13 protein-coding genes are annotated in these 14,251 nt (G+C 65.9%); 2 read left to right on the plus strand and 11 right to left on the minus strand.

The window, feature by feature from the left end; translation table 11 throughout:
* Window positions 1-48 precede the first annotated feature (48 nt).
* Both nusA and rimP read right to left on the minus strand, forming a co-directional pair.
* Entirely contained in the window at window positions 49-1,665 is a 1,617-nt protein-coding gene (gene nusA / locus JEY66_RS00860; protein ID WP_016840380.1) for a transcription termination factor NusA, read from the minus strand.
* Between the two features lie 3 nt (window positions 1,666-1,668).
* The gene (gene rimP / locus JEY66_RS00865; RefSeq protein ID WP_016840382.1) at window positions 1,669-2,457 is read right to left on the minus strand and encodes a ribosome maturation factor RimP; all 789 of its coding nucleotides are present in this window, start codon (window positions 2,455-2,457) and stop codon (window positions 1,669-1,671) included.
* A 347-nt stretch (window positions 2,458-2,804) separates the two neighbouring features.
* Between rimP and JEY66_RS00870 the strand changes: the two genes are divergently transcribed.
* Both JEY66_RS00870 and JEY66_RS00875 read left to right on the plus strand, forming a co-directional pair.
* Entirely contained in the window at window positions 2,805-3,875 is a 1,071-nt protein-coding gene (locus JEY66_RS00870) for a DUF2336 domain-containing protein (protein WP_018269258.1), read from the plus strand.
* Window positions 3,876-4,082: 207 nt separating this feature from the next.
* Entirely contained in the window at window positions 4,083-4,922 is an 840-nt protein-coding gene (locus JEY66_RS00875) for a phytanoyl-CoA dioxygenase family protein (RefSeq protein ID WP_026192025.1), read from the plus strand.
* Window positions 4,923-5,017: 95 nt separating this feature from the next.
* Here the strand turns inward: JEY66_RS00875 and JEY66_RS00880 are convergent, their stop codons facing one another.
* The 9 genes from JEY66_RS00880 to JEY66_RS00920 all read right to left on the minus strand — a co-directional run bounded on the left by JEY66_RS00880 (window position 5,018) and on the right by JEY66_RS00920 (window position 14,248).
* Window positions 5,018-5,755: a tRNA (guanine(46)-N(7))-methyltransferase TrmB gene (locus JEY66_RS00880; protein ID WP_016840387.1), complete on the minus strand. Its 738-nt coding sequence runs from the start codon at window positions 5,753-5,755 to the stop codon at window positions 5,018-5,020.
* Window positions 5,752-6,876, minus strand: a complete 1,125-nt coding sequence (locus JEY66_RS00885) for a M20 family metallopeptidase (RefSeq protein WP_026192024.1) — start codon at window positions 6,874-6,876, stop codon at window positions 5,752-5,754. Before JEY66_RS00885 ends, JEY66_RS00880 begins: the two co-directional genes overlap by 4 nt.
* Window positions 6,877-7,056: 180 nt before the next feature.
* Window positions 7,057-7,473 (minus strand): helix-turn-helix domain-containing protein, encoded by a 417-nt coding sequence (locus JEY66_RS00890; RefSeq protein WP_016840389.1) that lies wholly within the window; start codon window positions 7,471-7,473, stop codon window positions 7,057-7,059.
* A gap of 261 nt (window positions 7,474-7,734) precedes the next feature.
* Window positions 7,735-9,348, minus strand: coding sequence for an apolipoprotein N-acyltransferase (lnt, locus tag JEY66_RS00895; RefSeq protein WP_016840390.1), 1,614 nt, complete (start codon window positions 9,346-9,348; stop codon window positions 7,735-7,737).
* Entirely contained in the window at window positions 9,345-10,457 is a 1,113-nt protein-coding gene (locus JEY66_RS00900; RefSeq protein ID WP_026192023.1) for a hemolysin family protein, read from the minus strand. The genes lnt and JEY66_RS00900 overlap by 4 nt, the downstream gene beginning before the upstream one ends.
* 1 nt (window position 10,458) lies before the next feature.
* Window positions 10,459-10,956, minus strand: coding sequence for an rRNA maturation RNase YbeY (ybeY, locus tag JEY66_RS00905; protein WP_016840392.1), 498 nt, complete (start codon window positions 10,954-10,956; stop codon window positions 10,459-10,461).
* Window positions 10,957-11,024: 68 nt separating this feature from the next.
* Complete coding sequence (locus tag JEY66_RS00910; RefSeq protein WP_077231173.1) at window positions 11,025-12,095, minus strand: PhoH family protein; 1,071 nt, start codon at window positions 12,093-12,095, stop codon at window positions 11,025-11,027.
* Between the two features lie 5 nt (window positions 12,096-12,100).
* On the minus strand, window positions 12,101-13,489 hold the full coding sequence (miaB, locus tag JEY66_RS00915) for a tRNA (N6-isopentenyl adenosine(37)-C2)-methylthiotransferase MiaB (RefSeq protein ID WP_016840394.1): 1,389 nt from the start codon (window positions 13,487-13,489) through the stop codon (window positions 12,101-12,103).
* Window positions 13,490-13,549: 60 nt separating this feature from the next.
* Window positions 13,550-14,248, minus strand: coding sequence for an HAD family hydrolase (locus tag JEY66_RS00920; protein ID WP_016840395.1), 699 nt, complete (start codon window positions 14,246-14,248; stop codon window positions 13,550-13,552).
* Window positions 14,249-14,251 lie beyond the last annotated feature (3 nt).

The following is a 14,251-nucleotide window of genomic DNA, read 5'->3' on the forward strand; positions in this document are numbered from 1 at the left end:
GCGCGAGTTCTTATCGAAAAGCCGGTATCCACCTTTGCGGAACACGCGCTACGAAGCCGTCGTTTCTGCTTCGGCGGCCTCGGCCTCCTCGGCAGGCTTGGCGAGGTCGGCCTCGGTGATCCAGCCGGCCTTCAGACGGGCCTGCATGATCAGGGCCTCGGCCTCGTCGCGCGAGATTTCGATGCCGTCGAGGAACCCGGCATGCTTGGTCGGCTCGCCGCCTTCCTTGCGCTCGGTCCAGCCGACCAGGTCGTCGGTGGCGCAGCCGGCGAGATCCTCGACCGTCTTGACGTCGTTCTCGCCGAGTTTCACCAGCATCTTGCCGGTGATGCCGGGCACGTCCTTCATGGCGTCCTCGACGCCGAGTTCCTTGCGCTTGGCTTCCAGTTCCGCCTCGAGCTGTTCCAGATACTCGCGGGCGCGGGTCTGCAGCTCGTTGGCGGTCTCCTCGTCGAAACCCTCGATGCCGGCGAGTTCCTTGACGTCGACCAGCGCGAGTTCCTCGACCGAGGTGAAGCCTTCGGAGGCGAGCAGCTGGCCGACCACCTCGTCGACATTGAGCGCTTCCATGAACACGCGGGTCGAGTTCTCGAAGTCGGCCTGGCGGCGCTCCGACTCTTCCTGCTCGGTCAGGATGTCGATGTCCCAGCCGGTCAGCTGCGAGGCGAGGCGGACGTTCTGGCCGCGGCGGCCGATCGCCAGCGACAGCTGGTTGTTGGTGTCGGGAACCACGACCTCAATGCGCTCGCGGTCCTCGTCGATCACGACCTTGGCGACTTCAGCCGGCGCCAGCGCGTTGACGACGAAGGTCGCGATGTCGGGCGACCACGGGATGATGTCGATCTTCTCGCCCTGCAGCTCGTTCACCACGGCCTGCACGCGCGAGCCGCGCATGCCGACACAGGCGCCGACCGGGTCGACCGAGGAATCGCGCGAGATCACGCCGATCTTGGCGCGCGAGCCCGGATCGCGGGCGACCGCCTTGATCTCGACGATGCCGTCGTAGATCTCCGGCACTTCCTGCGCGAACAGCTTCGCCATGAACTGCGGATGGGTGCGCGACAGGAAGATCTGCGGACCGCGCGTCTCGCGGCGGACGTCGAAGATATAGGCGCGGACGCGGTCGCCGTTGCGGAACACTTCGCGCGGCAGCATCTCGTCGCGGCGCACGATCGCTTCGCCGCGGCCGAGGTCGACGATCACGCTGCCATATTCGACGCGCTTGACGATGCCGTTGACGATGTCGCCGATGCGGTCCTTGAATTCCTGGTACTGCCGGTCGCGCTCGGCCTCGCGCACCTTCTGCACGATCACCTGCTTGGCCGACTGCGCGGCGATGCGGCCATATTCCAGCGGCGGCAGCGTGTCGGCGATGGTGTCGCCGACCTGGGCGCCCGGATTGGCGCGCTGCGCGTCGTGCAGCGAAATCTGGTTGGAGGAGTTCTCGACGACGTCGACCACCAGCATGTGGCGGGTCAGCCGCAGCTCGCCCTTCTTGGCGTCGATCTCGGCATGGACGTCGGTCTCGCTGCCGTAGCGGGCACGCGCGGCCTTGGCGATGGCGTCTTCCATCGCCGCGATCACGATGGAGCGGTCGATCGACTTTTCGCGCGCAACTGCGTCTGCGATCTGCAGCAGTTCGAGTTTGTTGGCGCTGACTGCCATGGCTTAGTCTCCTTCGGATGGATCGATCTCGCCACGGCGCGCGCGCTCGGCGGCCAGGCGGTGCTTTTTGGTGTTGGTCGGGGCCGGCTTCTTGCCGGGCTTGTGAGCAGGCTTGTCACCAGGCTTGGGTTTCGGCTTCTGACTCTTCGCCGGATCGCTCTTCTTGGCGTGGGCCGGTTGCGGCGGCGCGAGGCCGAGCTCGCGGCGCAGCTCGCGCTCGGCGGCCTTGCCGCGGCGCATCGATTCCTCGATCAATTCGTCGGTCAGCACCAGCCGCGCGTCCGAGATGTCCTCCATCACCAGGAGAACCTCGGCGTCCTCGTCGGGACGCGGATCGTCGCGCCTGATGCGCACCGCGTCGCCCTCGACGCCGGCAAGCACGCCGCGGAACCGCTTGCGGCCCTGATGCGCCACCGCCATTTCGATCTTCACGAGATGCCCGGTATAGCGCTCGAAGTCGGAGCGGCGCACCAGCGGGCGGTCGATCCCGGGCGAAGAGATTTCCAGCCGGTAGGCGCGCTCGATCGGGTCGGCGACGTCGAGCACCGGCGACAGCGCGCGCGAGATCGCCTCGCAATCCTCGAGCTGCATCGAGCCGTCGGGCCGCTCCGCCATGATCTGCACGGTGCAGCCGGCATCGCCCGAGACCTTGATGCGCACCAGGCGATAGCCCATGCCCTGCAGCACCGGGACCGCCACCGCGGCGACGCGCGCCGCGACCCCGGGCTCGACGACGAGACGCGGCTCGGCGAGCAGTTCGGTGTCCACGGACGTGGCGGTCGGTTCGGTCATATCCAGTGTCAAAGGCTGTCTAAGGTCTAAAGGCTGCCGAGGTCCGTTGTGTTGTTCAGGTGGCCTTAAGGGGCCGCTAACGCTACCCAAACCGGACCCGGCCTCGTTGGGTCCCGTCAGGTAATAAAAAAGAGCGGGTCCCGGGGGGCCCACTCTCCTACGCGATCGTATGAGATACCATAAGTTGCGCTGGATATAGCTCTTTTGCCTGGGCCCGGCAAGGGCCCCCGGGTCCGGCGGGAGGCGATTTTGCGGCTCCCCGGATGCCGGATCGATCTAACCCTCCGTTTACGAACGGGACCATAGATTGCCGAAAATCGGCAGAAGTCGCCGGTTGGACAAGGCTCATGACGACAGCCCCCGCGCTGATTCCGGAACTCGACGACATCGTTCGCCGTGGCGACCCCAAGCGCCGCGCCGAGGCCGCGCGGCGGCTCGGCGAGCTGTTCCTGCAGGGCGCCGCGAGCTTTCGCCCCGACCATATCGACCTGTTCGACGGGGTGCTGACCAGCCTGGTGCCGCATGCCGAGCTTGCTGCGCGGATCGATCTCGCCGAACGGCTCGCGCCCCTCGCCAACGCGCCGCGCCATCTGGTCGGGCAGCTCGCCCGCGACGACGAGGTCGCGATCGCGGGGCCGCTGCTGCGCCGATCGCCGATGCTTGACGAAAAGGTGCTGGTCGAGATCGCCAATGCCAAGGGCCAGGGCCATCTGCTCGCGATGGCCGAGCGATCGAAGCTCTCGACTGCGCTGACCGACGTCCTCGTCCGACGCGGCGATCGCGATGTGATCCGATGCGCGGCCGGCAATGCGGGCGCCACGTTCTCGGATGCGTCCTTTGCGACGCTGGTGCGGCGCGCCGGCCAGGACGGCGTGCTGACGCTGCGCATCGGCCGCCGCGATGATCTTCCGCCCGAGCATCTGAAGGGCCTGCTCGCCGGCTCGATCGACGTGATCCGCCGCCGCCTGCATGCCGTCGCCAAACCGGAACGCCAGGCCGAGATCAAGCTGGCGATGAACGAGATCGAGGGCGTGATCGTGCAGGTCGAGGGCCGCGATTTCACGGCTGCGCAGCGCGCCATCCTGGCGCTGCATCGCGCCGGCGAATTGAACGAGGCCGCGGTGGCCGGCTTCGCAAAGGCCTTCAAATACGAGGAATGCGTGGCGGCGCTCGCCGCGATGGCCGGCGTGAAAATCGTCACGCTCGATCGCCTGATCTCCGGCGACCGTTACGATCCGATCCTGATCGCCAGCAAGACGATCGGCTTCGAATGGCCAACCGTGCGCGCCCTGATCCTGATGCGGCTCGGGCCGAACCGCGTGCCGTCTCCTGCCGATATCGAAGGTGCGCGGGTGAACTTCGTGCGCCTGATGCCGTCAACGGCGCAGCGCGTCGTGGAGTTCTGGAAGTCGCGCTAGTTCAAGCGCAACTGCTCTTGGCTCCGTCATCCTGAGGAGCGCCGCAGGCGCGTCTCGAAGGATGCACGGCCACAGTTGGGCCGTCGACCCTTCGAGACGCGCGTTCCGCGCTCCTCAGGGTGACGGTACCATCAATTAACTCCCAATTTCAAATTGACCCGCTATGCTTTCCGCAAGGCGCGACACAGCGCCAACAGGGAGATCGCCATGCTGACGGACGCCGACATCCAATCGCACGCTGCGCGGATCCGCGACGACGGATACACCGTGATCGAGCGCGCCGCCTCGCCGGATTTGGTCGAGGGGTTGAAGGCGGCGGTGCTGAGAATCGAGCGCGAGCACAATCTCGCACCTGCCAGGACGTCGTTCGAGGGCTTCAAGACGCTGCGCATCAACAACCTCCTGACCTATGACGATCTGTTCTGGGAGGTGCCGCTGCATGACAACGTGCTGCCGGTGGTCGAACGCGTGCTGGACAGGGAATGCCTGCTCTCGTCGTTCTGCTCGTTGGTGCTCGGCCCGGGCCAGGAGGCGCAGCCGATCCACGAAGACACCCAGTTGATCCCGTTGCCGCGGCCGCACATTCCGATCACGATCAATGCGATCTGGGCGCTGTCCGATTTCCGCGAAGATAACGGCGCGACGCGGATCATCCCGCGCAGCCACAAATTCGATTCGTCGCCCGAATACGGCAAGGAGTACGACGCGGTCACCGCGACCATGCCGGCCGGCAGCGTGATGCTGTTCGACAGCGCGCTGTGGCATGGCGGCGGCGCCAACACCAGCGACGCCAGGCGCTTTGCCTTCTCCTGCGCCTATTGCTGGGGCTGGATGCGGCAACAGGAGAACCTGCAACTCGGTATTCCGCGCGAGACCGCGGCCCGCTTTCCGCGCCGTCTGCAGGAATTGTGCGGCTACAGCGTCTACAAGGGGCAGTTCGGCCACATCGACAATCACGATCCGATCGAGCTGCTCGGCCGCGAGCGTGGCAAGCGGATGGTGTGGGAGGCGACCGACGTCAGGAAGGCGCGGCTGGCGGGGAAGTAATTCCCTTCGCTGTCATGGCCGGGCTCGTCCCGGCCATCCACGTCTTGCTAGCCGCACGACGTCAAGACGTGGACAAGCCCGGGCATGACGAGGTGCTAGAGCCTGCGAAACCTCAAATACGCCGCCTTGCGCCCCTCGCGCTCGGCTTTGGCGCCGTAGCGCGTCATCGTGTAGTTCGGCCACGGCTGTTGCCAGTCGATCGCGCGCTCGGCGAGCCAGGCGAAGTCGGGCGAGCGCATCAGATGCGCCAGCGTCCAGGCGCAGTAGTCGTCGATATCGCTGACGAAGCGGAATTCGCCGCCCGGCGGCAGCAGCCGCATCATGGCAGTGACCGTTGCATCCTGCACGAAGCGCCGCTTCCAGTGCCGCCGCTTCGGCCACGGATCGGGATGAATCAGGTCGATGCGAGCAAGCGAGCGCGGTGGCGCCCAGGCCAGCAGCTCGGCCGCGTCGCCGGCGAACAGGCGGATGTTGCCGATGTTCAGCGCCTCGATCTGGGTCAGGATCTTCGCCATGCCGTTGACATAGGGCTCGCAGCCGATGAAGCCGGTGGTCGGAAAGGCCAGTGCCTCCGCGATCAGATGCTCGCCGCCGCCGAAGCCGATCTCGAGCCTGACATTCTCGATGCCGTCATCGAACAACGCGGTCAGCGCCTCGGGCGCGGGCGCCGAGATGTCGACCGCCAGATGCGGCAGCAGAGTGTCGATCAGGTCGGCCTGATGCGGGCGCAGCTTGTGGCCCTTGCGCCGTCCGAAGAACGAGCCGCGCGCATGCGCCATCGTGCCGTCGTCGGGGGAATCGCGATCGCCGCGGTCGCCTGGAGCCGGTGTCATCGCAGCGTTTGATAGAGACGATGGAGCAGCCGCGCGCGCGGCTCGATCGACGAGATGTAGAGCTGCTCGTAATGGGTATGCGCGCCCTTGCCGTCGACGCCGAGGCCGTCGAGGGTCGCGGTGTGCGGCGCGGTGAAATTGCCGTCGGAGCCGCCGCCGGTGAACACATCCGCCAGTTCGAAGCCGAGTTCGGCGGCCAGTCCCCTGGCGTGCTCGTAGAGTGCGGCGCCGGCGTTGCTCTTCTCATACGGCGGACGGTTCAATTCGCCCGATATCTTCACGCTGACGCCCTCGGTGCGTGAGGTGATTCCGAGGATCTTCGGCACCAGCTCGTCGGCGTCGGCCATGGTCGGCACGCGCATGTCGACTTCCGCATAGGCCTCTTCGGCGATCACGTTCGGCTTGGTGCCGCCGCGGACGACGCCGACATTGACGGTGACGCCGCGCTTGAGATCGTTCATCGCCTCCAGCGCCTGGATCACATTGCCGAGTTCCCGGATCGCGCTGCGGCCGTCCTCGGGGCGCGTGCCGGCATGGGCCGGCGCGCCCTTGATGAACACGTCGAAGCGCGCAACCCCCTTGCGTCCGGTGACGATCTTGCCGCCGTCGCGCGCCGGCTCGGTCACCAGCACGTATTTGGCCTTGCGGCCCTCGGCCTCGATCAGCGCCCGCGAGGTCGGGCTGCCGATCTCCTCGTCCGATACGTAGAGTTGGGTGATGCCGAGCGGCGGGCGCGCGTCGTCGGCGCAGGCCTGCCTGAATGCATGATAGGCGAGATAGGCGCCGCCCTTCATGTCGTAGATGCCGGGGCCGAACGCGCTGTCGCCGTCGACCGTGAATGGTAACCGTTCGATGAATCCCATCGGATGAACTGTGTCGAGATGGCTCAGCACCAGGATGCCCGGCGCGTCCTGGCCCCAGGACGAGCGCGTCACCAGGTGATCGCCGCAGCCGTCGCGTCCCGCGATGCGCTCCACCGTGGCCGGCAGGTCGCGATAGCCCGACGCGACGAGATCAGCCAGCTTGTTGACCTGATCGGGCCGCTCGGTCGGAGATTCGATCTCGACCCAGCGGCGGATGCCGTCGAGAATCACGGCGGTTTCGAACGGATTGCTGGACATGCTGTTGTCGTCGCCTGTGAATTTCGCTTTGTCATTGCGCGCACGCGCCAAAGCATGATCCGAAATCATGCTCAAACGAGGCGCTCAAGCGCGATGATGCTCAAGCTGAACTCATCGCGTTAGCGTACGCCGGAATGGCATATTCCAGATTTGACGATCGCTCAAACGGATATGGCTGAATCAGACCTGCTCGGCCGCCTCGCGCGCCGCGATCTGCTCGACCAGTTCGACGATGCTGCGGCGGAGCTTGGCGTCCGCAATCCGCGTGAAGGCGCGGGTCAGGGCCAGGCCTTCGGCGGTCGCCAGAAAATCGGAGACATAGGTCGGTGAGGCGCCTTCGCTGAAGCCGTCGGCGGTCTTGACGCCGCTCGGGCCGCCGTCGAACAGGAAAGAGACCGGCACTTGCAGGATTTCGGAGATCTGCTGCAGCCGGCTGGCGCCGACGCGGTTGGTGCCCTTCTCGTATTTCTGCACCTGCTGGAACGTCAGGCCTAACGCCTCGCCCAGTTTCTCCTGGCTCATGCCGAGCATGATGCGTCGCATTCGGACGCGGCTGCCGACATATTTGTCAACAGGATTGGGCGCTTTGGTGGACATCTCCAACTCTCCTAAGGGATTGCGCGCCCGTGGATGAGGCAAGTTGGAAGTGGAGTATGCCTCAGGCGCCGGTGCCGTCAAATCCTGCAAGGAGGATCGGGACGAAATGCGGACAATTTGCGCAAAGGGGCTGACTTGGCTTGTGATTTCGCGTGGACCCGTACAATGCGAAGTGCACGGTCGATCTGTCAACTGGTGGAATCATACTGAGGTAAATTTCGACGTTTTTTCGGGTTCGCGACAACCGGCGATATGCAGCCGTCAGGGTTTTCGCCTCACAAACCGTCGCCGCAACACGAACGCCAGGGCTGTGATCACAATCACAGCGGCGGGGATGTTCCCGACACGCGCATAGATCGTCGGCGCGATGGCCGCCGGCAGGCCGGCATCGAGCACGCCTTCGATGCCGAGCCCGAGTTGCGCGACGATCCGGCCAACCGGGTCGATGATGGCCGAGATGCCCGTATTTGCGGCGCGGACCATCGGCAGGCCTTCCTCGATGGTGCGCAGCCGGGCTTGTTGCAGGTGCTGGTAAGGGCCGGTCGAGATTCCGAACCATCCGTCATTGGTGACATTGACGATCCAGCCGGGACGGTCGTCGCGGCTCACGACATTGCCGGGAAAGATCGCCTCGTAGCAGATCAGCGGCAGGGCGCGCGGTGCATTCGGAATATCGAGCGTCCGGCGGATCGTGCCGGGAATGTAGCCGCCCTGCACCTTGGTGAGCTGCACGAAGCCGAGCTTCTCCATCCAGTCCTGGAACGGCAGATATTCTCCGAACGGGACAAGATGCAGCTTGTCGTAGACCGCAAGCACGCTGCCGTCGTGGTCGATGACGTAGACGGAATTATAGGCGCGCGTGACGCGGACGCCGGGCGGCAGATCGGGTGCGCGCACCGAACCGGTGATCAGCACGGTTCCCTTCGGCAGAAGGTCGGCGATCTGCGCCATCGCGTCGGCTTCCTTGGTCAGGAAGAACGGAAACGCGGATTCCGGCCAGATCAGAATGGTGGAGTCCTTCACGCCGGTGGCGTGCGGCCCGGAGGCGCGATCCGACAGGGTGAGATATTTCTGCATCACCGCCGCCTTGGCGGAGTAGTTGAACTTGGCGTCCTGCTGCAAATCGGGCTGCATGATGCGCAGCTTGACGCCGTCGACCATCCTGGTCGGCTGCTGCGCGAGGCGGACCACGCCGAACGCCAGCATCGCTGCCAGAACCAGCACCGCGGCCACCGGCGCGCGCCACGGCTTGCGGCCGCGCGAGGCGCCGTCGATCAACACAGCCGGGCTTGCGAAGATCGCGACGGCCAGGAACGTCATGCCCCACAGCCCGATCAGCGACGCGGTCTGGGCCAGCGCCAGCGGCTCGGTCAGTGCGTAGCCGAACGCATTCCACGGAAAGCCGCTGAGGAGATGGCCGCGCAGCCATTCCGAAACCGTCAGGCTGACCGCGAGTGCCAGCACGCGCGAGGCGTCGCGCGGCCAGATCAGCCGCGCCAGCGCGAAGCCGAACGCGGTGAACAAAGCGAGATAGGCGGGCAAGCCGAGCACCGCGAACGGCGTCAGCCAGGCGAAGGTGTCCGCGTCGACGAAGAAGGCGTAGCCGATCCAGTACAGCCCCGGCACGAAATAGCCGAGGCCGAACCAGAAGCCGGACAGCGCCGCGGCGGGCACGCCGCGCCAGCGGCCGGCCGCGCTGCCGTCGATCAGCCAGACGGCGATGGAAAAGGTGAGAAACAGAACCGGCCAGGCGTTGAACGGCGCCATCGCCAGCGCAGACAGCGCGCCGGCCGTGAGCGCGAGGACGGCGCGTTTCCATCCCCAGGTCAGGATGATTGCAAGGCCGATCGATCGGAGCTTGTCGGACAGCCTCACTGCGGACCGGCTCCCTCGCCGGGCGGCGGCATGTTGTCGTTCGCCTGCGGGTTTCCGGAGTCCGGCGCCTGCTCGCGGCGCCGCTCGCGCTCCTTGCGCGGCGTCGGCCGTTCCTTGCGCGCGGTGATGCGCACGCGCTTGACCCGCCGCGGATCGGCGTCGAGCACCTCGACCTCGTAATTGCCGGGCCCCGAAATCACCTCGCCGCGCACCGGCAGGCGCCCGACGAACGATACGAGGTAGCCGCCGAGCGTCTCGACCTCCTCGCCGGCGTCGCCGATCACGAAATCCTCGCCGATCACCGAGCGGACATCGTCGAGGCTGGCGCGCGCATCGGCGATGAAGGAGTTGTCCGGCTGGCGCACGATGGACGGCGGCTCGTCGGAATCGTGTTCGTCGTCGATCTCGCCGACGATCTGCTCGACGATATCCTCGATCGACACCAGCCCGTCGGTGCCGCCATATTCGTCGACCACCAGCGCGAGATGGATCCGCGAGGCCTGCATCTGCGCCAGCAGGTCGATCGCGCGCATCGACGGCGGGATATAGAGCAGCTTGCGGATGATACTGGCTTCCGACAGCGGCAGCGCGAGATCGACGCTGCGCAGATCGAGCCCGGCCGGGAACGGTTTCTTGCGCCGCGTCTTGGTCGCGTCGATGACTCGGGCCTTCGCGGTCATGAAGGCGAGCAGGTCGCGGATGTGCACCATGCCCTCGGGGTCGTCGAGGGTCTCGTTGTAGACGACGAGCCGCGAATGCGCCGCGCTTTCGAACAGGCTCATCAATTCGCCGAGCGGAATGTCGCGCTTGACCGCGACGATGTCGGCGCGATGCACCATGACGTCGGCGATCCGCCGCTCGTTCAGCGACAGGATGTTGCGCAGCATGGTGCGCTCGATCGCCGAGAAGCCGACATCGTCGGGCGTCGAGGCGTCGAGCACCACCTGCAAATCGTCGCGCACCGAGCCGGCCTTCCAGCCGAACAGCGTCCGGATCGCGCGCACCAGCCAGCCCTCGGCCGCCGGGCGCTGCACCTCGCCGTCGTGCACCACGGCGGGCAGGTTGCTCACGTTGCGCGGGTTGTCGTGGGTCGGTTCGGAATCCGGCATGTCAGGCGATCCGATCCGCATAGGGGTCGGGAATGCCGAGGGAAGAGAGGATCTCGCGCTCGAGCGCCTCCATGTCCTCGGCATCGTCGTCGTTCTCGTGGTCGTAACCGATCAGGTGCAGGAAGCCATGCACCGCGAGATGGCTCAAATGATGGTCGAACGGTTTCCGTTCTTCATCGGCTTCCCGCCGCGTCGTCTCATAGGCGATCGCGATATCGCCGAGCATGCGCGGGGCATCGTCGGGTCCGCCGGCGCCCTCCGGCTGCAGCGCCGGGAACGACAGCACATTGGTCGGCTTGTCGATGCTGCGCCAGTTGGCGTTCAGGGTGCGGATACCGGCATCGTCGGTCAGCATTACCGCAAGCTCGGCGTCGGCGACATCGGCATCGGCGATTTCGGCGGCAGCCTCGATGGCGCGGTGGATCACCGCGTCGGCATTGGGCTCGGCCTGCCAGCATTCGGCGGTGACGAGAACCTCGGTTGCAGGAAAAGCAGACACTTTCGTTTCAAAATCTGCGTTATGGCCGGATCCCGCGGCGTGCGGGCTCGCGGCCGAAGCTATTGGTCTCAAGATCTGGCGTTTGCCGGCTTTTGCGGCAATCCCTCATAGGCGGCCACGATGCGCGCCACCAACTCATGGCGGATGACGTCCTCGGCCTTGAAATGCACCTGCGCGATGCCTTCGACGCCGTCGAGCAGCTTCACGGCTTCCGTGAGCCCCGAGGCCTGGCCATGCGGCAGGTCGACCTGCGACGGGTCGCCGGTGACGATCATCCGGCTGTTCTCGCCGAGACGCGTCAAAAACATCTTCATCTGCATCGTCGTGGTGTTCTGCGCCTCGTCGAGGATGATGGCGGCATTGGTCAGGGTGCGGCCGCGCATGAAGGCGAGCGGGGCGATCTCGATCTCGTTGCCCTGCAGCGCGCGCTCGACGACGCGGGCATCCATCAGATCGTACAGCGCGTCATAGATCGGGCGCAGATACGGATCGACCTTCTCCTTGAGGTCGCCGGGCAGGAAGCCGAGCCGCTCGCCGGCTTCGACCGCGGGCCGCGTCAGGATGATGCGATCGACCTCCTTGCGCTCGAACAACTGCGCGGCATGGGCGACCGCGAGCCAGGTCTTGCCGGTGCCGGCCGGGCCGATGCCGAACACCAGCTCATGCCGCTTCAGCGCGCGGATGTAGGAATCCTGCGCCGCGGTGCGGGCGCGCACCGGACGCTTGCGCAGATTGATGGTCTCGAAGGTCGGCTTGGCGGTCTTGTTGTCGAATTCGAACAGCGAGCCCTGCGCGATCACGGCGCGGATCGCGCCTTCGACCTCGCCCTGATCGAGGTCGTGTCCCTCGACGGCCTGCGCATAGAGCGTCTCCAGCACGCGCCGCGCCGCGTCGCAGCCGTCGCGGGAGCCTGCGATGGTCAGATGATTGCCGCGGGAATCGACCACGACGCCGAGCCGCCGCTCGATCAGCGCCAGATTCTGTCCGTAGGGGCCGACCAGCGCCGATGCGGCGCGGTTGTCGTCGAAATCGATGACGACCTGAGTTTCAGGGGGCCGGGTCTCAGGTGGCATTTGCATGTCGCGGTCAGGTTTGCGGCTGGGAGCGAGCGAAGACGAATCCGATGCGCTTTTGGGCAAGGATTTCAGGCTCCAATGGTCTGCGAAATGAGGCCGGGCGCGGGTCGCGTCGCGAGCTCGCCGATCAGGCTGTAGCGCTCGAGGCTGTCGATCCTCACCGGGAGGACCTGGCCGATGATGTCAGGCGACGCCATCACATGGGCGGGCTGCAGATAGGCGGTGCGGCCGACGATCTGGCCCGGATTGCGCGCGGCGCGCTCGAACAGCACATCGACCGTTGTGCCAATCGCAGCCCGGTTGAAGGCCGATTGCTGGCTGTCGATCAGTTCCTGAAGCCGCCCCAAGCGCTCGTCCATCTCGGCTGCTGACACCGTCTCCCGCATCTCCGCCGCCGGCGTGCCCGGCCGTGGCGAATACTTGAATGAATACGCCGCAGCGTATCCGATTTGCGTGACAAGCGCGAGGGTGGCGGAAAATTCTTCCGCGGTCTCTCCGGGGAAGCCCACGATAAAATCTGATGAAAAAGCAATGTCTTGCCGCGCGGCGCGGAACCGGTCGATGACGCGCCGGTAGTCATCGGCGGTATGTTTGCGGTTCATGGCGGCAAGGATCCGGTCCGCCCCCGATTGCACCGGCAGGTGCACGAACGGCATCAGTTCGGGCAAATCGCGATGTGCCGCGATCAGGGCGTCGTCGACGTCGCGCGGATGGCTGGTCGAATAGCGCAGCCGCATGACACCGGGAATTGTGGCCAGCCGCTGCAGCAATTTGCCGAGCGGCCAGACGCGGCCGTCGGGGCCTTCGCCGTGATAGGCGTTGACGTTCTGTCCGATCAGCGTGAATTCGCGCACGCCATTGTCGGCGAGCTGCTTCACATCGTCGATGATCCTGGCGACCGGACGCGAGACCTCCGCGCCGCGCGTATAGGGCACCACGCAGAAGGTGCAGAACTTGTCGCAACCTTCCTGCACCGTGACGAAGGCGGAGATGCCGCGGGCGCGGATCGCATCCGGCTTCGGCTGCGGCAGGAAGCCGAACTTGTCCTCGACCGGGAATTCCGTTTCCAGCGCGCGGCCGTTTGCCTTGGCGCGCTTCAAGAGCTCGGGCAGATGATGATAGCTCTGCGGCCCGACCACGATGTCGACGGTCGGCGCGCGATGGATGATCTCGGCACCTTCGGCCTGCGCGACGCAGCCGGCGACCGCGATCTTCATCTCGCGGCCCGCCCGCGCGGCCTCGTCCTTGGCGACGCGCAGCCGCCCGAGCTCGGAATAGACTTTCTCCGACGCCTTCTCGCGGATGTGGCAGGTGTTGAGGATCACGAGGTCGGCGTCCTCGGCGCTCGCGGTCTCGACAAAGCCCTCGCCGGCCAGCGTGTCCGCCATGCGTTGCGCATCGTAGACATTCATCTGGCAGCCATAGGACTTGATGTGCAGCTTGCGCGGCGTCGTCATGGAACCCTGAGAGCGAAAAATGGAAACGGCGCCATCGGGGCGCCGGGGCTGAAATATAGCTTAAACCGGGGAAAATCCAGCGATCGAGCCGTGTTTTTGGCCGGCCTGGGCGATCAAATCGGGCAATTGGCGCATATCGGCGAAGGTCATGGCCGCGCCGGCCTGGCGCAGCATGTCTTCGTGTTCCGCGGTGCAATGGCTGCCGCCGTAGAAACCGAGCACGGTCATCCCGGCGGCGCGGGCGCCGGTGACGCCGGCCACGCTGTCCTCGATCACGACGCAGCGCGCGGGGTTGGCGCCCATCTGCGCAGCCGCGAACAGGAAGAGATCCGGCGCCGGCTTGCCGCGCTTGACCTGGGTGGCGGAGAAAATATGCGGCGCAAGCTGGTCGTAGAGCCCGGCACAGGTCAGGCCGTGATGGATCTTTTCCGGCGTGCCGCTCGACGCCACGCATTTTGGTAGGCCGAGCGCGGCGATCGCCTCGCCGACATGCGCGATGGCGCTGAGATCGTCGGCATAGAAGCTGAGCGTCGCGTGCTTGACCTCGGCCTCGAAGGTCTCGGGCAGCGCGCGGCCAATCTCGCTCTCGACGATCCGCCGCGCCTCGCGATCGGACACGCCGAGGAAGCGCTTCAGCACCCCATCAGGCGTAATCGGAAAGCCGTGCCGCGTCAGCGCTTCCGCATGCGCGCGACAGGAAATCACCTCGCTGTCGACCAGCACGCCGTCGCAATCGAAAATGACGAGATCGAAACTCACCCG

Source organism: Bradyrhizobium elkanii USDA 76 (genome assembly GCF_023278185.1).
In the GTDB taxonomy this organism is placed as follows: Bacteria; Pseudomonadota; Alphaproteobacteria; order Rhizobiales; family Xanthobacteraceae; genus Bradyrhizobium; species Bradyrhizobium elkanii.

Coding starts and splice junctions, on each gene's coding strand:
- nusA (WP_016840380.1), bottom strand. CDS start 1,665: ATGGCAGTCAGCGCCAACAAACTCGAACTGCTGCAGATCGCAGACGCA.
- rimP (WP_016840382.1), bottom strand. CDS start 2,457: ATGACCGAACCGACCGCCACGTCCGTGGACACCGAACTGCTCGCCGAG.
- JEY66_RS00870 (WP_018269258.1), top strand. CDS start 2,805: ATGACGACAGCCCCCGCGCTGATTCCGGAACTCGACGACATCGTTCGC.
- JEY66_RS00875 (WP_026192025.1), top strand. CDS start 4,083: ATGCTGACGGACGCCGACATCCAATCGCACGCTGCGCGGATCCGCGAC.
- JEY66_RS00880 (WP_016840387.1), bottom strand. CDS start 5,755: ATGACACCGGCTCCAGGCGACCGCGGCGATCGCGATTCCCCCGACGAC.
- JEY66_RS00885 (WP_026192024.1), bottom strand. CDS start 6,876: ATGTCCAGCAATCCGTTCGAAACCGCCGTGATTCTCGACGGCATCCGC.
- JEY66_RS00890 (WP_016840389.1), bottom strand. CDS start 7,473: ATGTCCACCAAAGCGCCCAATCCTGTTGACAAATATGTCGGCAGCCGC.
- JEY66_RS00900 (WP_026192023.1), bottom strand. CDS start 10,457: ATGCCGGATTCCGAACCGACCCACGACAACCCGCGCAACGTGAGCAAC.
- miaB (WP_016840394.1), bottom strand. CDS start 13,489: ATGACGACGCCGCGCAAGCTGCACATCAAGTCCTATGGCTGCCAGATG.